At 70.2% G+C, this 24,318-nt stretch carries 22 protein-coding genes, 2 tRNA genes and 1 pseudogene; 19 read left to right on the top strand and 6 right to left on the bottom strand.

The window, feature by feature from the left end; translation table 11 throughout:
- From G5C66_RS26965 to tig, 8 genes and pseudogenes are all read left to right on the top strand, one after another.
- Positions 1–188: pseudogene (locus G5C66_RS26965) on the top strand (hypothetical protein); the annotation flags it as partial.
- Positions 103–819 (top strand): HNH endonuclease signature motif containing protein, encoded by a 717-nt coding sequence (locus G5C66_RS22410; protein WP_338144281.1) that lies wholly within the window; start codon positions 103–105, stop codon positions 817–819. The pseudogene G5C66_RS26965 and the gene G5C66_RS22410, both read left to right, overlap by 86 nt.
- Before the next feature lie 212 nt (positions 820–1,031).
- Complete coding sequence (locus tag G5C66_RS22405; protein WP_165113273.1) at positions 1,032–1,550, top strand: ribose-5-phosphate isomerase; 519 nt, start codon at positions 1,032–1,034, stop codon at positions 1,548–1,550.
- Positions 1,551–1,557: 7 nt separating this feature from the next.
- Entirely contained in the window at positions 1,558–2,400 is an 843-nt protein-coding gene (locus G5C66_RS22400) for an Fpg/Nei family DNA glycosylase (protein WP_165113271.1), read from the top strand.
- A gap of 66 nt (positions 2,401–2,466) precedes the next feature.
- On the top strand, positions 2,467–3,543 hold the full coding sequence (locus G5C66_RS22395; protein ID WP_165113270.1) for a PP2C family protein-serine/threonine phosphatase: 1,077 nt from the start codon (positions 2,467–2,469) through the stop codon (positions 3,541–3,543).
- Positions 3,544–3,636: 93 nt separating this feature from the next.
- Positions 3,637–3,710: transfer RNA gene (locus tag G5C66_RS22390), tRNA-Gly, on the top strand.
- A gap of 35 nt (positions 3,711–3,745) precedes the next feature.
- Positions 3,746–3,818, top strand: a tRNA-Pro gene (locus G5C66_RS22385).
- Between the two features lie 72 nt (positions 3,819–3,890).
- Positions 3,891–5,276, top strand: coding sequence for a trigger factor (tig, locus tag G5C66_RS22380; RefSeq protein WP_165113268.1), 1,386 nt, complete (start codon positions 3,891–3,893; stop codon positions 5,274–5,276).
- Positions 5,277–5,335: 59 nt separating this feature from the next.
- On the opposite strand, the gene G5C66_RS22375 is transcribed toward tig, so the two are convergent.
- Positions 5,336–6,091, bottom strand: a complete 756-nt coding sequence (locus tag G5C66_RS22375; RefSeq protein ID WP_165113266.1) for a zinc ribbon domain-containing protein — start codon at positions 6,089–6,091, stop codon at positions 5,336–5,338.
- A 210-nt stretch (positions 6,092–6,301) separates the two neighbouring features.
- On the opposite strand from G5C66_RS22375, the gene G5C66_RS22370 reads away from it, so the two are divergent.
- From G5C66_RS22370 to G5C66_RS22350, 5 genes are all read left to right on the top strand, one after another.
- Positions 6,302–7,288: a lipase family protein gene (locus tag G5C66_RS22370; RefSeq protein ID WP_165113264.1), complete on the top strand. Its 987-nt coding sequence runs from the start codon at positions 6,302–6,304 to the stop codon at positions 7,286–7,288.
- Between the two features lie 143 nt (positions 7,289–7,431).
- Complete coding sequence (locus G5C66_RS22365) at positions 7,432–8,040, top strand: ATP-dependent Clp protease proteolytic subunit (protein ID WP_165113294.1); 609 nt, start codon at positions 7,432–7,434, stop codon at positions 8,038–8,040.
- 4 nt (positions 8,041–8,044) lie between these two features.
- The gene (locus G5C66_RS22360) at positions 8,045–8,650 is read left to right on the top strand and encodes an ATP-dependent Clp protease proteolytic subunit (protein WP_165113262.1); all 606 of its coding nucleotides are present in this window, start codon (positions 8,045–8,047) and stop codon (positions 8,648–8,650) included.
- 100 nt (positions 8,651–8,750) lie between these two features.
- Positions 8,751–10,043 (top strand): ATP-dependent Clp protease ATP-binding subunit ClpX, encoded by a 1,293-nt coding sequence (clpX, locus tag G5C66_RS22355; protein ID WP_165113260.1) that lies wholly within the window; start codon positions 8,751–8,753, stop codon positions 10,041–10,043.
- A gap of 116 nt (positions 10,044–10,159) precedes the next feature.
- Positions 10,160–11,089 carry a ribonuclease E domain-containing protein gene (locus G5C66_RS22350; RefSeq protein ID WP_165113258.1) on the top strand — a complete coding sequence of 310 codons (930 nt, stop codon included), beginning with the start codon at positions 10,160–10,162 and terminating at the stop codon, positions 11,087–11,089.
- A gap of 148 nt (positions 11,090–11,237) precedes the next feature.
- Here the strand turns inward: G5C66_RS22350 and valS are convergent, their stop codons facing one another.
- Complete coding sequence (valS, locus tag G5C66_RS22345; RefSeq protein WP_165113256.1) at positions 11,238–13,868, bottom strand: valine--tRNA ligase; 2,631 nt, start codon at positions 13,866–13,868, stop codon at positions 11,238–11,240.
- A 79-nt stretch (positions 13,869–13,947) separates the two neighbouring features.
- On the opposite strand from valS, the gene G5C66_RS22340 reads away from it, so the two are divergent.
- A complete protein-coding gene (locus G5C66_RS22340) occupies positions 13,948–14,820 on the top strand; it encodes a GNAT family N-acetyltransferase (protein WP_165113254.1) in 873 nt (290 codons plus the stop codon).
- A gap of 9 nt (positions 14,821–14,829) precedes the next feature.
- Here G5C66_RS22340 and G5C66_RS22335 read toward each other — a convergent pair whose 3' ends face one another.
- Positions 14,830–16,659, bottom strand: coding sequence for a M48 family metallopeptidase (locus G5C66_RS22335; RefSeq protein ID WP_165113252.1), 1,830 nt, complete (start codon positions 16,657–16,659; stop codon positions 14,830–14,832).
- Between the two features lie 102 nt (positions 16,660–16,761).
- Between G5C66_RS22335 and G5C66_RS22330 the strand changes: the two genes are divergently transcribed.
- The 3 genes from G5C66_RS22330 to G5C66_RS22320 are packed head-to-tail and all read left to right on the top strand — an operon-like array spanning position 16,762 to position 18,882.
- The gene (locus G5C66_RS22330) at positions 16,762–18,204 is read left to right on the top strand and encodes a bifunctional folylpolyglutamate synthase/dihydrofolate synthase (protein WP_165113250.1); all 1,443 of its coding nucleotides are present in this window, start codon (positions 16,762–16,764) and stop codon (positions 18,202–18,204) included.
- Positions 18,194–18,604, top strand: a complete 411-nt coding sequence (locus G5C66_RS22325; RefSeq protein WP_241248760.1) for a DUF4233 domain-containing protein — start codon at positions 18,194–18,196, stop codon at positions 18,602–18,604. Before G5C66_RS22330 ends, G5C66_RS22325 begins: the two co-directional genes overlap by 11 nt.
- Positions 18,605–18,615: 11 nt before the next feature.
- Positions 18,616–18,882, top strand: a complete 267-nt coding sequence (locus G5C66_RS22320; protein ID WP_165113248.1) for a competence protein CoiA family protein — start codon at positions 18,616–18,618, stop codon at positions 18,880–18,882.
- On the opposite strand, the gene pdxR is transcribed toward G5C66_RS22320, so the two are convergent.
- On the bottom strand, positions 18,879–20,228 hold the full coding sequence (gene pdxR / locus G5C66_RS22315) for a MocR-like pyridoxine biosynthesis transcription factor PdxR (RefSeq protein WP_206444446.1): 1,350 nt from the start codon (positions 20,226–20,228) through the stop codon (positions 18,879–18,881). The two genes, G5C66_RS22320 and pdxR, sit on opposite strands and share 4 nt — an antisense overlap.
- 70 nt (positions 20,229–20,298) lie before the next feature.
- Here pdxR and G5C66_RS22310 point away from each other — a divergent pair, with 70 nt between their 5' ends.
- The gene (locus G5C66_RS22310) at positions 20,299–20,985 is read left to right on the top strand and encodes a pyridoxamine 5'-phosphate oxidase family protein (protein ID WP_165113246.1); all 687 of its coding nucleotides are present in this window, start codon (positions 20,299–20,301) and stop codon (positions 20,983–20,985) included.
- A gap of 7 nt (positions 20,986–20,992) precedes the next feature.
- Here the strand turns inward: G5C66_RS22310 and G5C66_RS22305 are convergent, their stop codons facing one another.
- Together G5C66_RS22305 and G5C66_RS22300 are read right to left on the bottom strand one after the other, a co-directional pair.
- Positions 20,993–21,358 carry a hypothetical protein gene (locus G5C66_RS22305; RefSeq protein WP_165113244.1) on the bottom strand — a complete coding sequence of 122 codons (366 nt, stop codon included), beginning with the start codon at positions 21,356–21,358 and terminating at the stop codon, positions 20,993–20,995.
- 79 nt (positions 21,359–21,437) lie between these two features.
- Entirely contained in the window at positions 21,438–23,825 is a 2,388-nt protein-coding gene (locus G5C66_RS22300) for a Tex family protein (protein ID WP_338144280.1), read from the bottom strand.
- Positions 23,826–23,912: 87 nt separating this feature from the next.
- Here G5C66_RS22300 and ndk point away from each other — a divergent pair, with 87 nt between their 5' ends.
- On the top strand, positions 23,913–24,317 hold the full coding sequence (ndk, locus tag G5C66_RS22295) for a nucleoside-diphosphate kinase (protein ID WP_165113242.1): 405 nt from the start codon (positions 23,913–23,915) through the stop codon (positions 24,315–24,317).
- Position 24,318: the final 1 nt, after the last annotated feature.

Below are 24,318 nucleotides of genomic sequence, written 5' to 3'. Positions count from 1 at the left end.
CGTATTGGCGGATCGAGCAGAAGAAGGACCTGCTCGAGCGGCTCGAGAAGTTGCAGGCCCAGCAGGCGGCGTTGAAGCTCCGGGTCCTTGCTGTTGCCGGCGATATCGCCGAGGAGACCGGCGCCAAAGACGCGGGAGGAGGAGCGGGCGCAGCGACGCACCTTCTTCCAATCGCGGGACAACGGTGACGGCACCATCGACATCCACGCGAGGGTCTCCCGTGCCGTCGGAGTTCGGCTGCGAACGATCCTGGACTCCCTCGCTCAGCCGCGGAAGCTGTCGGCGGAGGACCGGGGCGTCAAAGCCCCGTATGACCGGCTGCTGGGTCAGGCGTTCGCCCGCGTTGTTGAGACCTACGACGTCGACCAACTCCCCAGGCACGGAGGCCACGCGACCACGGTGTTCATCACCATGACCCTCGACCAGCTGCGTGCCGACCTCGGCACCGCAGCACTGGGGTTCGACGGTGATCAGATCACCGCCGCGGAGGCCCGCCGGATGGCCTGCAACGCCGACCTCGTCCCGGTGGTGCTGGGCACCGATTCCGAGATCCTCGACTTCGGTCGCACGGCGCGGTTGGCGCAGCCGATCCAACACCGCGCACTCCGCCTACGCGACAAGTGCTGCCAAGCCGAGGACTGCGACGCCCCAGCCGCCTGGACCGAAGCCCATCACCTGAAACCCTGGTCCCAAGGCGGAAGAACCGACCTCGCCAACATGGTGCTGTTGTGCTCGCGTGAACATCGCCGGATCCACGACCCCAAATACGGCTATGAACGGCTCCCGGATGGTCGGATCCGGTTCACCCGGCGTACCTGAGGGCATTGGCTCGTCCCTTGTGAATCCTTCACAAGGTGTCATCGTCTAGTGAAAGCCTGCGGGGACACGTCTGCCTGCCGGAGCACTGGCCGGGTTTCCCCAAGCCCGTGCCGTCGAGAACACCCTCCGTAACGGGTCGGCGGCCACAAGCCCAAGAGAGACACCAACCCACCAAATCCAAAGATGAGCCACCGGTAAGAGAGGATGGCGGCATGCGCGTCCACATCGGCTGTGACCACGCCGGTCTCGAACTGAAGTCTCATCTGATCAACCGTCTGACGGAGCTCGGCTACGAGCCTGTCGACCATGGCCCGTTCGTCTATGACGCACTCGACGACTACCCGGTCTTCTGCATCCGGGCGGCCGAGGGTGTGGCTCGTGACCGGGAGAAGGGGCTCGACAGTCTCGGGGTCGTGATCGGTGGATCGGGCAACGGCGAGCAGATGGCGGCCAACAAGGTGACCGGGATCCGGTGCGCGCTCGCCTGGAGCGAGGAGACCGCCAAGCTCGCGCGGGACCACAACAATGCCCAGGTCGTCGCGGTCGGCGGGCGGATGCACAGCCTCGAGGACATGACGAAGTTCGTCGAGATCTTCCTGGCCGAGCCGTTCAGCGAGGACGAGCGCCACGTACGCCGGATCGACCAGCTTCACGCCTACGACGCCGACGGCGTACGTCCGCCGCTTCCCGACTCGGCCAAGGGCCTGGGGCCGGCCGAGGACCAGGACTGATCCGGGGATGCCCGAGGGGCACACCCTCCACCGTCTCGCGCTCGATCTGAGCGACGCCTTCGCCGGCGAGCAGGTCCGGGTCAGCAGCCCGCAGGGGCGGTTCGCCGACTCCGCCGCACTGCTGGACGGCCAGGTCGTGACCGGCGCGGAGGCGTGGGGCAAGCAGCTGTTCGTGGAGTTCCCGGGGGAGCAGTACGTCCACATCCACCTCGGTCTCTACGGCAAGCTCGACCTCGAGCCCTACACGACGGAACCGCCTCTCCCCGTCGGTCAGGTCCGGCTCAGACTGGTCGGTGGCGACACCTTCGCCGACCTGCGTGGCGCCACCACCTGCAACCTGGTCACCACCGCCCAGCGCGACGCGGTGGTCGCGAAGCTCGGTCCGGACCCGCTGCGCGACGATGCCGACCCCTGCCGCGCCTGGCTGCGGATCAGCCGGAGCCGGACGACCATCGGCGCGCTGCTCATGGACCAGTCCGTCCTGGCCGGGGTCGGCAACGTCTACCGGGCGGAGGTGCTCTTCCGGCACCGGATCGACCCGATGCGCCCCGGCAACACCCTGCGCCGGCAGCAGTGGGACGCCATCTGGGACGACCTCGTCGAGCTCATGAAGGACGGGGTCGAGAAGAACCGGATCGACACCGTCCGCGACGAGCACACGCCCGAGGCGATGGGCCGCCCGCCCCGTAAGGACGACCACGGCGGCGAGGTCTATGTCTATCGCCGCAACGGCCAGCCCTGCCTGGTCTGCGGCACGAGCGTACGCACCACCGAGCTGCAGCAGCGCAACCTGTTCTGGTGCCCGAAGTGTCAGCGCACCTACCGGCCCCGGACGACCGTAAAGAAGTAGCCCGCACTACCCTCCGGCCTGCGAGAACGACCACGCAGCCCCCACCTCGAGACCTAGAGTGAGGCCATGTCGAGCCATGCCTTCGCAGACCGCTTGCGGAGCAACGCGATCCGCCGCAGGTTCCGTGACCCGGAGCTGCGGACGGTGCTGTGGCTCGGGCTGCTCACCATCGTCCTGACGGTCCTCGCGGCGGTTCAGACGGGCTGGCTGCAGGTGGTGCCGGTGGCGGTCCTCACCGTGCCGCTGCTGCTCGGTGCCGTGCTGCTCGGGCCGCGTACGCTGGGTTGGTTCGTCGTCTTCGTGATGGTGATGATCGTGGTCGCCGCCAGCCGGCTGACGCTGTCCGACCGCGATGCCGCCGCCATCGTCGTGCACTTCCTGCTCGGCTTCATCGTGCTGTACGTCGCGATGAAGCGCAGCGATCTCGGAGTGGGCGGGCTGAGCAACGAGCGCATGCTGCTCGACCTGACGACCCGGCTCGACCAGGGGGCGATTCCGCCGATGCCGCCCGGCTGGCTCGCGGACTCCACGGTCCTGCCGGCCGGTGGCACCAAGTTCGCCGGTGACCTCGTCGTCGCCGTACGCGTGGACAACCGGCTCGAGGTGGTCGTCGTCGACGTCTCCGGCAAAGGGGTCCGTGCCGGCACCCGGGCGCTCCAGCTCTCCGGAGCCTTCGGTGGCCTCCTCGGTGCGCTGCCGCCCAGCGAGTTCCTGCCGGCCGCCAACCGCTACCTGATCCGCCAGGACTGGGCGGAGGGCTTCGCGACCGCCGTCTACCTCTCCATCGACCTCGACAACGGTGCGTACGAGATCCGCACGGCCGGCCACCCTCCCGCGCTCGTACGCCGCGCCGCCACCGGCCGCTGGGAGGAGGCCGAGAGCAACGGTCCGGTCCTGGGGCTCATCGACGACGTCGACTTCGACGCCTGCGAGGGCGTCCTCGGCGTCGGCGACATGGTGATGCTCTACACCGACGGTGTCGTGGAGGCACGGGGCGTCGACCTGGAGCACGGCATCGGCAACCTGGTCGCCACGGCCGACCATCTCGCTGTCACCGGCCGGGGCGGGGGAGCCCGCCGCCTGCTCGAAGGACTGAGCGCGAGCTCCGACGATCGAGCCCTGGTCGCGGTCGGGAGACGGTGACGAAAACCGGTCAGTAGGGGAGCCGGTTACAGGTGTGAGCCAGATCTGTGGCAGGATTTCGCGGGTCGCACGAGGGCGCTGGCTCTCGCGTGCGCGGATGTAGCTCAATGGTAGAGCCTCAGTCTTCCAAACTGATTACGCGGGTTCGATTCCCGTCATCCGCTCCAAGTGCCATTCCCGCTGATTGGGGAGGGGCCCTTGACGGGGCGTAGCGTAGTGGCTAGCGCGCCTGCTTTGGGAGCAGGAGACCGCAGGTTCGAGTCCTGTCGCCCCGACATCTCGCCTGAAAATCCATACAGCCCCTGCACGCGACATCATTCTCAGAAACAAACGACAGGAGACACCCTGTGAAGAGCGCCGTCGAGACGTTGAGCCCGACCCGGGCCAAGCTGACCGTCGAGGTGCCCTTCGAGGAGCTCAAGCCGAGCCTCGACGCGGCGTACAAGCAGATCGCCCAGCAGATCAACGTCCCCGGCTTCCGCCGCGGCAAGGTCCCGCCCCAGGTGATCGACAAGCAGGTCGGCCGCGGTGCGGTGCTCTCCGAGGCGGTCAACAACGTCCTCCCGCAGAAGTACTTCGACGCCCTCCAGGAGAACTCGCTCGAGCCGCTCGCGCAGCCCGAGATCGAGGTCACCAAGCTCGAGGACAACGAGGCGCTGGAGTTCACCGCCGAGGTCGACGTCAAGCCCGAGATCACCCTGCCCGACTACGAGGGCATCGAGGCCAAGGTCGACGACATCGAGCTCACCGACGCTGACGTCGAGGAGCAGATCCAGGCGATGCGCGAGCGCTTCGGCACCCTCAAGGACGTCGAGCGCCCCGCCGCCGACGGTGACTTCGTGGTCATCGACCTGAAGGCCACCAAGGACGGCGAGGACGTCGACGGCGCCGAGGCCGTCGGGATGAGCTACCAGGTCGGCAAGGGCGGCATGCTCGACGGCCTCGACGAGGCCATCACCGGCCTGTCCGCCGGCGAGTCCAAGGACTTCAAGAGCACCCTCGTGGGCGGTGAGCTGATCGGCCAGGAGGTCGACGTCAACGTCACCGTCAACCAGGTGCAGGAGCAGGAGCTCCCCGAGTACGACGACGACTTCGCCCAGCTCGCCAGCGAGTTCGACACCGTCAAGGAGCTCGAGGAGGACGTCCGCACCCGTCTCGGCAACGGCAAGCGCCTCGAGCAGGCCGCCGCCGCCCGTGACGCCGTGCTGGAGGCCCTCCTGGAGAAGGTCGAGGTGCCGCTGCCCGAGACCATCGTCACCGAGGAGCTCAACGCCCGCCGCCAGGGCATCGAGCAGCAGCTCGGCTTCGCCGGCCTGACCTTCGACAAGTACCTCGAGGACGAGGGCCAGACGATCGAGGAGTTCGAGGCCGACCTCGAGCGCCGCGTCCGTGACGCCGTCGCCGCCCAGCTGATCCTCGACCAGATCGCCAAGGAGAAGGAGATCGGGGTCGAGCAGCAGGAGCTGACCGAGCACATGATGCGCCGTGCGCAGCAGTCCGGCCAGGACCCGCAGGAGTTCGTCAACCACATGCTCGAGCACAACCACGTGCCCGAGCTGGTCCAGGAGATTCTGCGCGGCAAGGCGCTGGCCCAGCTGGTCGAGGCCGCCAAGGTCACCGACGAGTCCGGCAACCACGTCGAGCTGAAGAACCTCCGTCCCGACGGCACCATCGGCGAGGACGAGCCGGAGGCCGAGGTCGCCGACGAGGAGACCGAGAAGGCTGACGCCTGATCCGCTTCAGACGTACGCCGCCCCTGCCCGCACCGGGCAGGGGCGGTTTCGTTTTCGCGCTACTGCGCGTCGTAGTTGTCCGTCGGGTCGCCGGAGACCTCCAGGTGCTTGGCCGCGCAGTCGGTCTTCGACAGGCCCTGCTCGACACACCACTCCAGCGCCGGCCCCGAGGTGTCGCTGGGATAGGGCACGACGACGGCGTACATCCCCGACTTCACGTACGAGCTCGGCCACTCGCCGGTGTCGAGGAGCAGGACGTCGGGGTGGTCGGTCTTGATCTGCTGGTAGCGGCTCAGCGCCTCGTGCCAGTCGGTGTCACCGCCGTCGCCCGCGCCGACCGCGGCGAGCTGCGGGATCCAGGTGCCGATGAGCTTGCTGGCCGCCTCGGTGTCGAGGCGGGAGATGCGGAGCAGCTGGTGCTCCGGGGGTGCGTCGGGATCCACGGAAGGGGGCACGGTGGGATCGCCGGAGGGTCCGGTGGCGGTCGGGCTCGTGGAGGGATCCGCCTCGGACCTCACCGGGCTGTCCTTGCCGAAGACGAACCCGAGCACTCCGGCGATGAGCACCAGCACGGCGATCGTCACCAGGATCGGGCCGGTGCGTCCCTTGCGCGGCGTCGGGGGCGGCGGGGCGTCCTCGAAGAAGAACCCGCGCGTGCTGCGGTGCAGGGCCGCCTCGTCGTCGATCTCGTCGACGAAGAGAGGGCGGTGGTGCTCCGGAGGCGCCAGGAGCGGCGTGCCGCAGCCGATGCAGTAGATGGCGCCGGGCAGCAGGGGATCGCCGCACGACGGACACGAGTCCTTCTCGTCGTTCACCGGTCCGACACCCCCTTCCCTATCCGACGGTAACCCGAGAAGACGGCTATCGTCACGCAACACCAGTAACAACAGCATCACAGACACCAGGCGCGCGAGTGAACGCAAACGTACGAAATGCGGTCGAGGCCCTGTGATCTGCAACACAGAGATGCTGCTCCGTCGGCACAGCTGGGCCTGTCCCCGCCCTCGAGGCCCTACGCTTCCAGCGTGACCTCCAGCCCTGAGACCGTACGAGCCGTGGTCCTCAACGTCGAGGACGCCCCGGTGGACCCCGACGCGGGGGAGCAGCTCGACCGCGGTCAGGGCAAGGTGGCCGGCCTCGTCGGCCTGGCCAAGCTCGCCTGGCGCATCACCGCCTTCGCGCGTCGGCCGTTCGCCGCCCCGTTCGCGCTCGCGGCGCCGATCATCCGCGGCGTCGTCACCACCGAGTCCGGGCCGGCGGTCGCGGTCCGCCACGACGGCCGTACGGTCAGCCCGCAGGAGTGGGCGGCCGCCCAGCAGCACACCGGGACGAGCCCGCGCGTCCTCGTCCTGGTCCCGCCGGTGGGCAAGGACGAGAGCGTCTGGGTCGAGGGCTCGCAGGCCACCGGCGCGACGTACGCCGACCGGCTCGCCGACCTACTCGGCTGGATGCCGCTGCACGTTCACGTGTCCGCAGGCAGCGCGTCGGTGCCCGCCGCGGTGGCGCTCAGCAGCCGGATCCAGGAGTGCGTCGACGCCCTCCCCGGCGAGCCCCGCATCGTCCTGGTCGGGTACGCCGGTGGCGGCCTGATCGCCCGCAACGCGCTCGGGGTCGCCACCTCCGGGGCACGGCCGTGGACGACGTACGTCTCCGAGCTGATCGCGCTCGGCACGACCCCCTACGCGGTCACCTCCGCCCCGATCTCGGGTGGGGTCGGCAAGCAGATCGACGAGCACCTCGCCGGGATCGCCGTCGTCGGCGCCGACGAGGCGATGCTGCCGCCGCGACCCGACGTCGACTACCTGCTGGTGACCGACAAGGCGACCTCACGACCCAACCGGGTCGGGCGTCTCTTCGGGGAGATGCTGTGGTGGCGGCACAAGACGCCGCTGCGGTCGCGGCGGGTGCGCGACCTGTTCCCGACGGCGGAGCGGTTCACGCTCTCGACGGCGGAGACGCCGCTCTCGAACCATCCGTCGGTGCACGACGCGCTGCTGCGCTGGCTGGCCTGAGCCCGGGCCGAGCGAATACGCCGTCGGCGAACATCGGCACACCAGCCGTGGAACAACTGGATGTGGCGGCTAGTGTCGATCCTGTGAACATCGACTCCAGCGCGGCTGACGCTCACGCCGGTGCCCCAGGGCTCTCCCCGAGCCTGGGCGGCAACGGCGGCGGTCTGAGCCTTCTCGACGACAACATCTACAACCGACTGCTGCGGGAGCGCATCGTCTTCCTCGGCTCCGAGGTCCGCGACCAGAACGCGAACGCGATCTGCGCGCAGCTCCTGCTGCTCTCCGCGGAGGACCCCGAGGCCGACATCTTCCTTCACATCAACTCGCCCGGTGGCTCGGTGGATGCCGGTATGGCCATCTACGACACGATGAACTACATCCCCAACGACGTGGCCACCGTCGGCATGGGCCTGGCCGCCTCGATGGGCCAGTTCCTCCTCTGCGCCGGCGCGAAGGGCAAGCGCTACGCGCTGCCCCACGCGCGGATCATGATGCACCAGCCCTCCTCGGGTATGGGCGGTTCGGCCTCCGACATCAAGATCCAGGCCCAGCAGTCCCTGCACATCAAGAAGGTGCTGCTGGAGCTGATCAGCGAGCACACCGGCCAGAGCGTCGACCAGGTGACCAAGGACGCCGACCGCGACCGCTGGTTCACCGCCTCCGAGGCGCTCGACTACGGCCTGGTCGACCAGGTCATCAAGAGCGCGAAGGAAGCCTCCGACGAGGGCCGCCCCGCCCACAAGAAGGACTGAGGACATGAACTACTACATCCCGCAGTGGGAGGAGCGTACGTCGTACGGCGTCCGCCGGATCGACCCCTACGCCAAGCTCTTCGAGGACCGGATCATCTACCTGGGCACCCCGATCAGCGACGACGTCGCCAACGCGGTCATCGCCCAGCTGCTCTGCCTGCAGTCGATGAACCCGGACCAGGACATCTCGATCTACATCAACAGCCCCGGTGGCTCGTTCACGGCCTGCACCGCGATCTACGACACGATGCAGTTCATCAAGCCGGACGTGCAGACCGTCTGCATCGGTCAGGCCGCATCGGCCGCCGCGATCCTGCTCGGCGCCGGCGCCAAGGGCAAGCGGATGGCGCTGCCCAACAGCCGCATCCTGATCCACCAGCCCTACACCGAGGGCACCTTCGGCCAGACCTCCGACATCGAGATCCAGGCCAACGAGATCCTGCGGATGCGTGAGCTGCTCGAGAAGATGATCGCCGACCACAGCGGCAAGTCGATGGACGAGGTCAGCCACGACATCGAGCGCGACAAGATCCTGACCGCCACCCAGGCGGTGGAGTACGGCCTGATCGACTCGGTGCTCGAGTCGCTCAAGACGCCGCAGCTCGTTTGACCAACGGGCCCCGCGCCGATCCCACACACAGGGCGCGGCGCGGGGTACCGTCAGTAACTATTCGGACCTAGCAGTACAAGTCGGGGAAGGAAGGCCACTCGTGGCACGCATCGGCGACGGAGGTGACCTGCTGAAGTGCTCCTTCTGCGGGAAGAGCCAGAAGCAGGTCAAGAAGCTCATCGCGGGTCCCGGCGTCTACATCTGCGACGAGTGCATCGACCTCTGCAACGAGATCATCGAGGAGGAGCTCAACGAGGGCTCCGAGGTGGAGATCGCCGACCTCCCCAAGCCGAAGGAGATCTTCGACTTCCTCAACTCCTACGTCATCGGCCAGGAGCAGGCGAAGAAGTCGCTCGCCGTGGCGGTCTACAACCACTACAAGCGCGTCCAGGCCGGCCTGCAGCCCGGCGGCCCGCAGGGTCCCGGCAAGCACGCCAAGGAGGAGCAGGTCGAGGTCGCCAAGTCCAACATCCTGGTGATCGGCCCGACCGGATGCGGCAAGACCTACCTGGCGCAGACCCTGGCCCGCATGCTCAACGTCCCGTTCGCGATCGCCGACGCGACGGCGCTGACCGAGGCCGGCTACGTCGGTGAGGACGTCGAGAACATTCTCCTCAAGCTGATCCAGGCCGCCGACTACGACGTCAAGAAGGCCGAGACCGGCATCATCTACATCGACGAGATCGACAAGGTGGCCCGCAAGGCGGAGAACCCCTCGATCACGCGCGACGTCTCCGGTGAGGGCGTGCAGCAGGCGCTGCTGAAGATCATCGAGGGCACCACCGCCTCGGTGCCGCCGCAGGGTGGCCGCAAGCACCCGCACCAGGAGTTCATCCAGATCGACACCACCAACATCCTCTTCGTGGTGGGCGGCGCCTTCGCCGGTCTGGAGCACATCATCGAGCAGCGCGTCGGCAAGAAGACCCTCGGCTTCACCGCCGAGGTCCGCGGCAAGGCCGAGAAGGAGGCGGAGGACCTCCTCAAGCTGGTCCGCCCCGAGGACCTCACCAAGTTCGGCCTGATCCCCGAGTTCATCGGCCGGCTGCCGCTGATCGCGAGCGTCGAGAAGCTCGACCAGACCGCTCTGGTGAAGATCCTGACCGAGCCGCGCAACGCGCTGGTGAAGCAGTACCAGAAGCTCTTCGACCTCGACGGCGTCGACCTCGAGTTCACCGACGACGCGGTGACCGCGATCGCCGACAAGGCCCTGGAGCGCGGCACCGGTGCGCGAGGCCTGCGGGCGATCATCGAGGAGGTTCTCCTCTACGTGATGTACGACGTGCCCTCCCGTGGTGACATCGGCAAGGTGATCGTCACCCGCGAGGTGGTCGAGGACGGCGAGATGCCGACCCTCGTGCCGCGCGAGAAGGAAACCAAGAAGAAGTCGGCCTAGCTCGTTTGGGTCATTTTCGCCGTCCGGGTCGGTATCGGCCCGGACGGTCGGACACAATACGCACTGATGATCGTCTGTACCTTTCCAGCTCCGTCACTCGGTAGGGAAGTGGGCACGTGAGGTTCCAGAGGGGCCCGGTGGTGGCCTACGCCGCCGTAGTGCTCATCGGCCTGCTCGTCGTCGTCCAGACCCTCAGCCCGGACATCTCCGCGTTGCACCGGGTGCCGCGTACGCTCTCGGGCCAGGCCGACTTCACCGTGATCCCGCCGGCGCCGTCTCCCGGCGTCTCGGGGGTCTCGCAGATCCCCGAGACGCCGGGCACGGACGAGGGCCGCGATCAGGAGGACTCCGCCGAGCCGGAGGAGCAGACCGGCGAGAAGCCTGACGAGACGCCCGCCGCGCCGCCCGCCGAGCAGCCCGACGTCCCCGCCTCCGACGCGCCGGCGGAGCCCGCCGACCCCGGTGACACCGAGGGCGACACGAACCCGCCCACGCTGGTCCCGTCCGTGGGGCCGATCCCGGGCATCATGGCGCCGCTGCTGTGGCCGTTCGTGGCCGAGGAGGACGCCCGGCCCGTCGACGAGGCGGTGCCGATGTTCCTGCGCCAGCTGATCGCCGCCGACGCAGGCGTCCCCGTCGAGGACCTTCCGATCGAGCAGCCCAAGAAGGACCGGGAGCGGGACGAGGCGCCAAAGGAGGGCGAGGAGCCCGCGAAGGAGTCCGAGAAGGACCAGTCCGAGGCCGAGCAGATCGCCGAGGACGTCTGCGAGCTCACCGCGGCCATCGCCGAGGACGTGAAGACGCTGCCGGGTGCGAGCGAGGCTCCTGACCCGGAGGCCACGCCGGAGTGCGGCGAGGCGTGCACTGAGCCGAAGACCCCGGTAGGGTCATCGCCCGCAGCCACCCCCGAGGCCACGACCGATCCCGCTGAGCCGTCCGACACCGAGTCGTCCAGGACCGAGACGACGGAGGCAGCGGAGCCGGAGCACGAGCCGAAGGAAGGCAGCAAGGACGACAGGGCTTGCGCCGAGAAGTCGGTGCAGTAGGGATCACTCCGATGGCGACCCGCACCACGCCGGAGTGACCGGCCGAGCGAGTCCCCCGGGCGCTGGGCTGGAGTGAGGGACGAAGCAGGCCCCGGACCGCATCGCGGTCCGGGGCCTGCTCCGTCGTTCAGGGCTGTCGTGCCGACGCTCAGGACTCTTCGGAGACCTCGGCCAGCTCGGCGGTGACCGTGATCTCGGTGGCGTTGTCGTCGACGGTGAAGAAGAGGTCGCCGGTGATGTTGCCGACCCGCTTGAGGTCGGCTGCGGCGGACTCGGCGTCCTTGACCAGCTTGGCCGGGCCGGTGACCTCGGCCTTGGCCAGCGGGTGACGCATCTTCACCTTCGCGGTCGACTTCGCGCCGCGGATGCCGGTCAGGGTCGCCGCGACCGCGTCGAGCGCCGCCGGGTCGGCGGCGGCAGCGGTGCCGAGCTCGAGCTCACGCGGCCACGCGGACGTGTGGATCGAACCGGTCTGCCACCACGACCAGACCTCCTCGGTGACGTACGGGAGGAACGGGGCGAGGAGGCGCAGCTGGACGTGGAGCGCCGTGGCCAGGGTCGCGCGCGCGGACTCGGTGGCGAGGCCGCCGTCCTCGTCGTAGGCGCGCTCCTTGACCAGCTCGAGGTAGTCGTCGCAGAACTCCCAGAAGAACTTCTCCGCGGTCTCCAGGGCCGTCGAGTAGTCGTAGGCGGTGAACGCGTCGGTCGCCTTGGTGATCGTCTCCTTGAGACGGGCCATCAGCGCGCAGTCGACCGGCTGGGTGATCGCGACCGGGTTGAGCGTGGCCGCGCCGACGTTGCCGAGGACGAACTTGGAGGCGTTGAGGATCTTCATGGCCAGCCGGCGGCCGACCTTCATCTGGGTCTCGTCGAACGGCGAGTCCATGCCCGGGCGGGTCAGCGCGGCGCGCCAGCGGACCGCGTCGGCGCCGAACTTGTCGAGGATCTCGGTCGGGACGACGACGTTACCCTTCGACTTCGACATCTTCTTGCGGTCGGGGTCGAGGATCCAGCCGGCGATCATCGCGTGGCTCCACGGGACGGTGCCGTCCTCGAGGTGGGCGCGGACGATGCGGCCGAAGAGCCAGGTGCGGATGATCTCGTGGCTCTGCGTGCACAGGTCCATCGGGTAGACCCGGTTGAACAGATCGGGGTCGGACTCCCAACCGCCGGCGATCTGCGGGGTCAGCGACGAGGTCGCCCAGGTGTCCATCACGTCCGGGTCGCCCTGGAAGCCGCCGGGCTTGCCGCGCTGCGACTCCTCGTAGCCGGTCGGGACGTCCGTGGACGGGTCGATCGGCAGCTGGTCCTCGCTCGGGAGCAGCGGCTTGTCGTAGTCGGGGTTGCCCTCGGCGTCGAGCGCGTACCAGACCGGGAACGGGATGCCGAAGAAGCGCTGACGGGAGATCAGCCAGTCGCCGTTGAGGCCGCCGACCCAGTTGTCGTAGCGGTGGCGCATGTGCTCGGGCAGCCAGGAGAGCTGGCCGCCGCGGGCCAGCAGCTGCTGACGGAGCTCGGGGTTGCGTCCGCCGTTGGTGATGTACCACTGACGGCTGGCGACGATCTCGAGCGGCTTGTCGCCACGCTCGTAGAAGTTGGCCATGCGCTGGGTCTTCTTCGGCTCGCCCTCGAGGTCGCCGGACTCGCGGATCATCGCGACGACGGCCTCGCGGGCGGAGTGGACGGTCTTGCCCTTCAGCTCCTCGTACGCCGCGACCCCTGCCTCGGTGGTGATCCACTCCGGGGTCTCGCGCGCGAAGCGGCCGTCGCGGCCGATCAGCGCGCGGGCGGGGAGGTTGAGCTCGCGCCACCACTGGACGTCGGTGAGGTCACCCCAGGTGCAGCACATCGCGATGCCGGCGCCCTTGTCCATCTCCGCGGCCTCGTGGGCCAGGACGGGGATCTCGACCCCGAAGATCGGGCTGGTGACGGTGCTGCCGAACAGGTCCTTGTAGCGGTCGTCGTCGGGGTGGGCGATCAGCGCGACGACGCTCGGGATCAGTTCGGGACGGGTGGTCTCGATGTGGACCGGGGTGCCGTCAGCCTTGTGGAAGGCGACGCGGTGGAAGAAACCGGGGTAGTCCTTGGCCTCCAGCTCGGCCTGGGCGACCGCGGTCTGGAAGGTGACGTCCCACAGGGTCGGCGCCTCCTGCAGGTAGGCCTCGCCGCGGGCCAGGTTGCGCAGGAACGCCTTCTGCGAGGCGGTCTGGGAGACCTTGCCGATGGTCGTGTACTGCTGGTCCCAGTCGAAGGAGAGCCCCAGCGTGCGCCACAGGTCCTCGAAGACCTTCTCGTCCTCGACGACCAGCTGGTTGCACAGCTCGACGAAGTTGGGCCGGCTGATCGAGATCTGGCGCTTCGGGTCCGGCTTCTCCGGCGGGGTGAAGTCGGGGTCGTACGGCAGGCTCGGGTCGCAGCGGACGCCGAAGTAGTTCTGGACGCGGCGCTCGGTCGGCAGGCCGTTGTCGTCCCAGCCGATCGGGTAGAAGACCGACTTGCCGTTCATCCGCTGGAAGCGGGCGATCAGGTCGGGGTGGGTGTAGGAGAAGACGTGGCCGACGTGGAGGCTGCCGGAGACGGTCGGCGGCGGGGTGTCGATCGAGTAGACGTTCTCCCGCGGCTGGCTACGGTCGAAGGCGTAGGTCTTGTCGTTCTTCCACCGCTCGGCCCACTTGGCCTCCAGGCCCTCGAGGACCGGCTTGTCCGGTACGGCGACTACGCGCTGCTCAGCGGGCGTAGTCGTCTCCGGTGCGGTCTGCGTGGGCGTGGTCTCAGTCATGGGACCAAATCCTATGGGGGCACGGTTCCTGGCGCGAAACCGGTTGAGACCGGCGTTGCGCGCTCGCCATGCTTCGGTCATGGTCACCATCGAGTTCTTCACCGACGCGGCCGAGTTTCTCGTCGAGGCGAGGGACTACCTCGCTGCGGAGCCGCTGACCGCCAGCGTGCTCGCCACGAACGCGGACCGGGCGACCCGTGTGGCCCAGCATGACGAGCCCTACCGGTGGTTCGCTGTCGCTCGCGAGGGGGAGCAGGTGGTGGGCGCAGCGATGCGGACGGCGCCGTTCGAGCCTTATCCGCTCTACGTCTGTCCCATGCCCGAGCCGGCCGCGCTCGAGCTGGCGCGGCGACTGCACGACCGCGGAGAGTACGCAGGCGGGGCCAACGGCGCGCTGCCTGCTGCCCGGACGGTCGCGGAGGAGACCGCCCGGCTCGCCGGCGGGCGCGTGACCGTGGCGATGGCCTCGCGACTGCACGAGCTCGGCACGTTGGTGATGCCGCCCGGCGTGCGTGGGCGCGCCCGCCGGGCGACGTACGACGACCTCGAGCTGTGCCGCGCATGGCTGAACGACTTCGGGCATGCTGCCCGGGAGCAGTCGGAGAATCCCGGCTTCGCTCACGAGGCCACGGTCCACGACGACGACCAGGTACGGCGCAAGATCGACGAGTTCGTGCTGCTCTGGGAAGTCGACGGAGAGGTCGTCTCGCTCGCCGGGGCGACCCCGCCGGTGCACGGGGTGATCCGGATCGCGCCGGTCTACACGCCGAAGGAGCAGCGCGGCCACGGCTACGGCACCGCGGTCACCGCCGAGGCCTCCCGACTCCTCGGCGCGGACGGCACCCGCCTGTGTCTGTTCACCGATGTGGACAACCCGGTCTCCAACCACGTCTACGCCAAGATCGGCTACCGCCCGCTCGTCGACATGGCCAACCACACGATCGTCCCCTGACCTGCGCAGTCAGTCGACGGTGAAGCGGCGGCCGAGGTAGTGGTCGACGGCGGGCCAGATGTGGCCCTCCACCTCGGCGGCGTCGGTCCAGCGCAGAGACCATCCCTGGCCGGTGGCGGTGGTGATGTCGGCCGAGCGGCGGCCGCTGCTGCCGTGCACGAGGTGGACGGCGCGGATCTGGTCCCAGGGGACGAAGGCGGCGTTGGCGGTGGCGGCGAGCTCGGCGGGCGGCCGGTCCAGGGCGCGCTGGATCAGCTTCCGGCCGGGGGAGCCGGCGGTCACCGAGGCCAGGCCGGTGGCGAGGCGGTCGGATCCGGAGGGCTTGAGCAGCATCAGGCCGGTGTCGGTCACCAGCAGCGTACGGACGCCGTCGCCGGCGACCGGGGCCAAGGCGCCGATGTAGCCGTCGGGCATCGGCGGGCGGGTCGGTGCGTCGGAGGGCTGAGCCTGAGCCTCGGTGTCGACCTTCCCCTCGAGCTGGTGCACCCAGGCGCGCAGCGCGGCGGCGTAGCCGGGGGAGCCGAGGGCCTGGTAGGCGAGGTCTTCGGGATCGACGTCCTGGCCGGCGATGTCGACGAGGCGCCACGGGCCGGCCCAGCTGAGCTCGTAGCGGGCCTTGTCCTCGCTGACCAGCTCGTGGGCGATGGCGGCGCCGAGGAGACGGGCGATGACCTTCCGCTTCGCCTCGCCCTCCTGCTCGGGGGACGTGGACCCGGCCTCGACCAGGTCCAGGAGCGTGTCGAGGTTGCCGGAGGCGATCAGATCGAGAGCACCGCGGACGGTGGCGGGCAGGATCTGGTTCTCCCGCATCGCGTTCAGGAAGGTCTCCGCGTCGGCCGCCGCGGCACGGGCGCCGGCGACCGTGCCGATATCCGCCATCGGCGCCGGGGTCAGACCCGAGCCGGCGAACGTCTTGTCCTCGAGGGCGAGGAAGTTCTGGGACGGGTAGCGCAGGATGCTGGTCGCGTTGCCGGACCTGTCCTCACCGGCCTCGTCGGCGGCCGCCATCGCCTCTAGCCGCTCGATCCGCTCCGCCAGCGGCGGGTGCGAGTCGTAGGCCGACGTCGCGGTCTCGGGCGGTGCCGCGCTGATCCGGGCCAGCTCCTCGAGGCGCTCGGGGTCGCTCATCAGGTTGGCGAAGTTGTCGAAGAAGCGTGTCGGCCGCAGGCCGTAGTGGGTGCCGGCCTCGACGTACTGCTCCAGGTAGATGCGCCAGGCGGCGGCGAGCGCGGGCAGCGTACGCAGCGTGACCGCCGCGGTCCGTGGCCCGGCGACGTGCGCGCTGAGCCGGTCGGCGTCGATCTCGTGGGCGCGTGCGAGCGGTCGGGTGAGGGCGAAGAACATCCGGGCGTACGTCCGGAACGGCCGCTTCGCCAGCGGGTTGGAGAGGCCGGCGGCGACCTCGGCGATCGCCAGGCGGCTGCGGTGGACGAGCGCGCCGAGCCGGGAGCGGGTGGTGCTGTGGTGACCGAGCTCGTGGGCGAGCACCGCATGGAGTTGGTTACGGGAGAGGCCCTGGAGGAGAGGTACGCCGAGGAACATCCGCCGGGTCCCGGTCCTGAGCCCGAGGAGGCTGGTCTCCTCGCTGACCGCCGCGTTGGCCTCCGGCACCAGGCGGATCTCGTCGGGCGCGCGGGTCCCGGCGGTGGCGGCCAGCTGGCGGACCTCGGCCCACAGCGCCGGCTGGTCCTGCTCGGTGAGGACGAGTCCGCCGGGGTCGGCCGAGGTCTTGGCGCGCGGGCGTCGCGGGACGATCTGTTGACCGACCAGCATGAAGGCAGCCACGACGTAGGCACCGGCCAGGAGCGAGACCGCGAGAGCGGCCCGGAGCGTACGCATGAATGGTGGACCTTGTGGGGGATGGGCTTCAGTCCGAGATCAGGGGGAGGGTAGCGGGTCCGGCGATTCGCTGGGAAGCGACGGGCGCATAGACTCGACCCGATGAGTGAGACTCCCGCGCCGCGCTTGGCGGCCACGATCGAAGAGGTCTCGGAGGCGCTGCAGTCGCGCTGGCCCGAGACCCGGCTGGAGCCGTCGCTGGACCGGATCCGGGCGCTGCTCGAGATCCTCGGCGACCCGCAGGACGCGTTCCGGATCGTCCAGCTGACCGGCACCAACGGCAAGACCTCCACGTCCCGGATGATCGACACGCTGCTGCGGTCGCTCGACCTGCGGGTGGGCCGGTTCACCTCGCCGCACGTGGAGCGGATCAACGAGCGGATCTCGATCGACGGCGAGCCGCTCTCCGACGACGAGTTCGTGGCCGCGTTCAACGACGTCGCCCACTACCTCGGCATGGTCGACGACGACCAGCCACACCCGCTGTCGTTCTTCGAGACGATGGTCGGGATGGCCTACGCGAAGTTCGCCGAGGCCCCGGTCGACGTGGCCGTGGTGGAGGTCGGGCTCGGTGGCGGCTGGGACGCGACCAACGTGGCGAACGCCGACGTCGCGGTGGTGACGCCGATCGCGGTCGACCACGCCAAGTACCTCGGTGACACACCGGTCGCCATCGCCCGCGAGAAGGCGGGGATCATCAAGCCGGGTGCCGTCGCCGTGATCGCCGAGCAGAGCGTCGAGGTCGCCGCGGTGCTCGACCAGCACGCGGCCGAGGTCGGCGCCCGGCTGCTGTGGGAGGGCACCGACTACGCGGTCGTGTCGCGCACCCCGGCCGTGGGCGGGCAGATCGTCACGCTCCGCGGGCTGCGGGGGACGTACGAGGATCTGTTCCTGCCGCTCTACGGTGCCCACCAGGCGCAGAACGCCGCCGCGGCGCTGGCCGCGGTCGAGGCTTTCCTCGGCGAGACCGTGCTCTCCGACGAGGTCGTCCGCGACGCGTTCGCGAAGGCCGACTCACCGGCGCGGCTGGAGATCGTGCGGTCGTCCCCGACGATCCTGATCGACGCCGCCCACAACCCGGCCGGCGCCGAGGCGACCGTCGCGGCGCTCGAGGACTCGTTCTCGTTCTCCGGGGTCGTCGGGGTCATCGGCGTGATGGGGGACAAGGACGTCGAGGGTCTGCTCGCCGCCTTCGAGCCCGCGCTCGAGCATCTCGTCGTCACCCAGAACTCCACCGAGCGTGCCCTGCCCGCCGTCGACCTGGCCAAGATGGCCGTGGATCTCTACGGCGAGGAGCGGGTCTCCGTGGTGCCGCGGCTCGCCGACGCGATCGACGCTGCGGTCGCCCTCTCCGAGTCCGCCGACTCCGGCTCGATCTCCGAGGGAGCGGTGCTCGTGACCGGCTCTGTGGTCACCGCCGGCGAGGCCCGTGCGCTGCTCGGGAGCCGTGGCCCGGCCGCGGGTTCCGCCGCGACCGCCCGGGTCGTGCCGACCGCCGACCCCGAGCTGGAGGCCTACCTGGAGGCGGACGCTGATGGCGACTGAGCGGGAGAAGTCGCCGCGGCGTGGGATGTGCGCCGCGATCGTGTCGATGGAGGGTCTCGCGGTCGCGCTGGCCGCGCCGGTGATGATCTCGATCGGCGGGGTCTCCGCCGGCCTGGCGCTCCCGCTGGGCCTTGGCTTCTTCGTCGCCTGCATCGTGGTGGCCGGGCTGCTGCGCCGCCCGTGGGCCTACTGGATCGGCTGGGCGCTGCAGGTGGTCGCGATCGGGATGGGCTTCCTGATCACGATCATGTTCGTCGTCGGCGTGATCTTCGCGGTGCTGTGGGGCATGGCCGACATCCTCGGGCGCAAGATCGAGCGTGAGCGTGCGGCGGCGTTCGAGGCGTACGACCGGATCGTCGCGGAGGAACAGGCCGAGCAAGAGACCGAGGAAGAGGTCTAGCCTTGGCTGCCGTGGAGGAGCCCGACGAGCTGCAGATGGCGACGGACGAGACCGCGGCCGACTGGGCGCTGTGCCCGGCCTGCGGGAACGCGCTCGTGCTGCGCCGGCCGCGGACGCGGACGGCGCACTACGCCCACAAGGCCGGCGAGTCGTGCCGGCTCGTGGGCGCGCAGCTGCGGCGTACCAGCTCCGGATGGGCCGTCGGTGGCGGCGAGGACGACCCCGACAGCCTGGAGAACCTCTTCGACCTGATCGAGGACGACGCGCCGGGCCGCTAGCGGCCGAGTGCGGCCGTGACGGCGGCGAGGGCCTGGTCGAGCTCGGCGTCGGTGACCCCGCCGAAGCCGATCACCAGGCCGGTCAGGCCACTGCTGCGGGCGTACGTCGAGAGCAGGTTGATCTCGAACCCGGCCGCCCTGGCGGCGTCCCGTGCGCGCACGGCGTCGGGCTCGGGGAGCAGCCAGGTGGAGTACATGCCCGCCAACGGGCCGGCGAGCGTCGCGTACGGCGTCATGGCCTCGGCGACCCGGGGCGCGCGCTCGGCGTAGACGCGGCGTGCCGATCGCACCGCCTTGTCCAGCCAGCCGTCGCGCAGCAGCGTGAGCAGCGCGCGCTGCGAGGGCCAGGCGGCACCGGCGTGGGTGATGGTGCGGCGGCGCAGGACGAGGTCGTGCAGGTCGGGCGGGGCGACCAGCCAGCCCAGGCGCAGGGTCGGCACCACCGACTTCGCCGCGGTGCCGAGGTAGACCACCCGGTCGCGGTCCAGCGTGGCCATCGCGGGCACCGGCGCCACGTCGTAGCGGAACTCGGAGTCGTAGTCGTCCTCGATCACCACCGCGTCCGCGCGCCGCGCGGCCTCCAGAAGGCTCAGCCGGTCGGCCGCCGGCATGACCCGGCCCAGGGGGTGCTGGTGCGCCGGAGTGACGTACGCCGCGACGGCAGCCCCCAGGTGATCGACCTGCTGCACGGCGGGCAGGTCGATCACCTCGCGCCCGTAGGTGAGCACCGTCTCGGCCGCGGCCCGGTAGCCCGGGTCCTCGACCGCGACCGGCCCCGGTCGCAGCTCGGGCAGGAGCGCGCGGAGGCCGTCGGTGGTGCCTGCGGTCACGATGATCTCGTCCGGGTGGACCTCGAGGCCGCGCGTTCGCCCCAGTCGGGCCGCCAGCGCCTCGCGCAGCTCTGCCAGCCCCCGCGGGTCGTCGTACCCGCGCGGGGGAGCGGCCACCGAGACCTCCCGCCACGCCCGCCGCCATCCTGCCTCGAGCCGCGGGTCGAAGAACGGCGTGCCGGTATCCAGCCGAGACGTCGGCCGCGTCGGGCGAGACGTCGGCCGCGCCGGCCGAGAGGTCACCTGCGTCGGCCGAGACGTCACGCCGGTCGGGCGGGTCGTGGCGACGTACGTCCCGGAGCCGCGGCGCGCCTCGAGCCAGCCCTCAGCGGTGAGCTGGTCGTAGGCCTGCTCGGTCACCGCGCGGGAGACTCCGAGATCCGCCGCGAGCGCGCGGCTCGACGGCAGCCGGTCGCCGGTGGCGAGGGTGCCGGCCAGCACCAGGGCGCGGACCTGGCCGGCGAGCTGGGCGGGCAGCGGCTCGCCGGAGGTGCGGTCGAGGGTCACGGGGAGCATGGGAATGGCCTGTCGGAGTCGGCGGGAATTGGCCCGTGCGTGCAGGCCACCTCGCTACCAGGATGGTGCCATGAGCACGACGTTGTCACCCAGCCCACGCACCCGGATCAGCCGCGGCAAGAACCGCGCCGTCACCGACCGCGAGCGCCTGCACACCTTCCTCGGCGAGGCGCTCATCGCCCACCTGGGCGTGACGGTCGGGTCGGGTGAGGATGCCCACCCGGTCGTCCTGCCCACGGCGTACGGCTTCGATCTCGACGGCCCCGACGAAGGCGGGTCGATCTACCTCCACGGGTCGGTCGCGGCCGGCTGGCTCGCTCGGGCGCTGGAGCGCGACGTGTGCGTCACGATCACCGAGCTCGACGGTCTGGTGGCGGCGCGCAGCGGATTCCACCACTCGATGAACTACCGCTCGGCCGTGGTCATCGGGCGCGCCCGCCTGGTCGAGGACCCGGACGAGCGCGAGCGTGCCCTCGCGCTCGTCGTCGACCAGATGATCCCCGGCCGCTGGGCGACGCTCCGCCCGGCGACCCGCAAGGAGCTCGCCGCGACCGCCGTGCTCGCCCTCCCGCTCGCGGAGGCGTCGATGAAGGAGCGCGCCGAGGGGCCGGTCGACGACCCCGCGGACATCGAGGCCGGCGTCTGGGCCGGTGTCATCCCGATCCACCGCGTCGCCGGTGCTCCGGTCACCGCCGACGATGCGACCGGGCCGGCGCCGGAGGATGTCGTGCGCCGCGCGGCCGGCCTGGGCGCATAGGTCCCGGCTACCGGGTCAGTGAGCCCGACCGCCAGAACAGCCAGCCCGAGACCGCGAACATGGCGGCGTACAGCGCACTGATCATCAGGATGTCCCGGGCGCCGTCGAGGTCGTCATGGAGGCCGGCAGCGATCGCGATCAAGCCGACGACGATGGTCGCGACGGCTGCCGTGCCTGCGGCGAACGCCATCCCGCGAGACCGGAACCGGACCATGAGCGCACCGAGGACGACGATGCCGATGGGGGCGAGGTACATCATGTCCGCGCGCCCGCCGTCGCCGATGATCCCGAGCGCACCGGCGCCGAGGACGAGGAGGATCGCGGTGCCGGCGGCAGCGATCCCGCCGAGCACGTACAGGTTCTTGGAGGTCATGCTCCGAACCTAGGTCGCGGAGTCGGGAGGATGCGGGGAGGAGATGTGCAGGTCTCGTGCAGATCTCCTCCCCGGCGACCTAGGAGAGCCCTGCGCGACGCAGGGCGTCGGCCATCGCGCTGTTGGTGGGCGCCGGAGCCGGGCGGCCCTGCGGCCGACCGCCGCCCTTGCCTCGCGGCTGGCTCTTCTTACCGCCACCGCCGCGCTGGCCACGGTTGCCGCCGCCGGCCGCCTTCGGCTCACTCGCTGCGGGCGCGTCGTCGGACAGCCGCAGCGTGAGCGAGATCCGCTTGCGGGCCTCGTCTACCTCCAGGACCTTCACCCGCACCACGTCGCCGGAGCGGACCACGTCGCGCGGGTCCTCGACGAACTTGTCCGACATCGCGGAGATGTGGACCAGACCGTCCTGGTGGACGCCGATGTCGACGAAGGCACCGAAGGCGGCCACGTTGGTGACGGTGCCCTCCAGGACCATGCCGGGGCGCAGGTCGGCGATCACGTGCACGGACTCGGAGAAGGTGGCCGTACGGAACTCCGGACGCGGGTCGCGGCCGGGCTTCTCGAGCTCGGCGAGGATGTCGGTGACCGTCGGCAGACCGAAGGTCTCGTCGACGAACGAGGAGGGCTTGAGGGACTTCAGGACCGCGGTGTTGCCGATCAGCGACCCGATGTCGGTCGAGGTCGACTCCAGGATGCGGTTGACGACCGGGTAGGACTCCGGGTGCACGCCGGACAGGTCGAGCGGGTCGTCGCCGCCACGGATCCGGAGGAACCCGGCCGCCTGCTCGAACGCCTTCGGGCCGAGTCGCGCGACCTTCGTCAGCTCACGACGGGTCCGGAACGGGCCGTTGGCGTCGCGGTGGGCCACGATCGCCGAGGCGAGCGACTCGGTGATCCCCGAGACCCTGCGCAGCAGCGGAACCGAGGCGGTGTTGAGGTCGACCCCGACGCCGTTCACACAGTCCTCGACGACAGCGTCCAGCGACTTGGAGAGGCCGTACTCCGGCAGGTCGTGCTGGTACTGGCCGACACCGATCGACTTCGGCTCGATCTTCACCAGCTCGGCCAGCGGGTCCTGCAGGCGGCGAGCGATCGACACGGCGCCGCGCAGCGAGACGTCGAGGTCCGGCAGCTCGGAGGACGCGTACGCCGAGGCGGAGTAGACCGAGGCGCCCGCCTCGGAGACCATCACCTTGGTCATCTTCTGGTCCGGCAGCAGCTTGAGCAGGTCGGCGGCGAGCTTGTCGGTCTCGCGCGAGGCGGTGCCGTTGCCGATCGCGATCAGGTCGACCGAGTGCTTCTTCGCCAGCGCCGCCAGCGTCGCGAGCGCGCCGTCCCAGTCGCGGCGCGGCTCGTGCGGGTAGACCGTCGAGGTGTCCACGACCTTCCCGGTCGCGTCCACGACGGCCACCTTCACGCCGGTCCGGATGCCCGGGTCGAGGCCCATGGTCGCCCGGGTGCCGGCCGGCGCGGCCAGCAGCAGGTCGCGCAGGTTGTCGGCGAAGACCGCGATCGCGGCCTCCTCGGCGGCGGTGCGGATCCGGGTGCGCATGTCGAGCTCGAGGCGGAAGAGGATCCGCGTACGCCACGCCCACCGCACCGTCTCGGCCAGCCACTTGTCCGCAGGCCCGCCGGAGTCCGCGATCCCGAAACGAGAAGCGATGGAGCGCTCGTAGTCGGTCACCTCGCCCGGCTCGGGGTCCTCGGCGTAGGGGGAGAGGGTGACGTCGAGGACCTCCTCCTTCTCCGCGCGGAGGACGGCCAGGGTGCGGTGGGAGGGGAGGGAGGCGTACGACTCGGAGAAGTCGAAGTAGTCGGAGAACTTCGCCGCCGCGGGGTCGTTCTCGCGGCCCTCGCGGACACGGGTGACCAGGCGGCCCTGCTTCCACATCCGCTCGCGGAGCGTGCCGATCAGGTCGGCGTCCTCGCCGAACCGCTCGACCAGGATCGCGCGGGCGCCGTCGAGCGCGGCCTTCGCGTCCGGGACCTGCTCGCCGAGGTACTTCTCCGCCTCGACGGCGGGATCCAGCGACGGGTCTGCCAGCAGGCCGTCGGCCAGCGGCTCGAGCCCGTTCTCGCGCGCGATCATCGCCTTCGTACGCCGCTTCGGCTTGAACGGCAGGTAGATGTCCTCCAGCCGCGCCTTGGTGTCGGCGGCGAGGATCGAGGCCTGCAGTTCGGGTGTGAGCTTGTCCTGCTTCGCGATCTCGGCGAGCACGGCGGCGCGCCGCTCCTCCAGGTCGCGCAGGTAACCGAGCCGCTCCTCCAACGTACGCAGCTGGGCGTCGTCGAGGCCGCCGGTCACCTCCTTGCGGTAGCGCGCGATGAACGGCACCGTCGAACCCTCGTCGAGCAGGGCGACCGCGGCCGTCACCTGCGCCGGGCGCACCCCGAGATCTTCGGCGATGCGGGCCGGGATGCCGGCCATCGAGTCTGCGAGCGTCGGAGCTGGTGGCGTTGTTGTCACGGGGCGCAATCCTGCCGTACTCGACCCCTCGCGTGCGCGACCGGCCCGAACGTGCCTGCGCGGGCCCGTCCCGATACGCTCACCCCCATGACGCAGCGCACCTTCGTGATCCTGAAGCCCGACGCCGTCCGCCGGGGCCTGGTGGGGGAGATCCTGTCCCGCTACGAGGCCAAGGGCCTCTCGATCGTGAAACTGGAGCACCGCACCATCGACGCCGGCCTGGCCGACGAGCACTACGCCGAGCACGTCGAGCAGCCGTGGTACCCGCCCCTGCGTGACTTCGTCACCTCCGGCCCGCTCGTCGCCGCCGTCCTCGAGGGCGACGAGGCGATCGAAGTCGTCCGCGCGCTCAACGGCGCCACCGACGGCCGCAAGGCCGCCCCCGGCACCATCCGCGGCGACTTCTCCCTCTCCAACCGCGAGAACCTCGTCCACGGCTCCGACTCGCCCGAGTCAGCCGACCGTGAGATCAAGCTCTGGTTCGGCGCGTAAG

Source organism: Nocardioides turkmenicus (assembly GCF_011045035.1).
Lineage (GTDB): Bacteria > Actinomycetota > Actinomycetes > Propionibacteriales > Nocardioidaceae > Nocardioides > Nocardioides turkmenicus.
The sequence above is the reverse complement of the archived record's forward strand: the minus strand, read 5'-3'. Positions and strand labels throughout refer to the sequence as shown.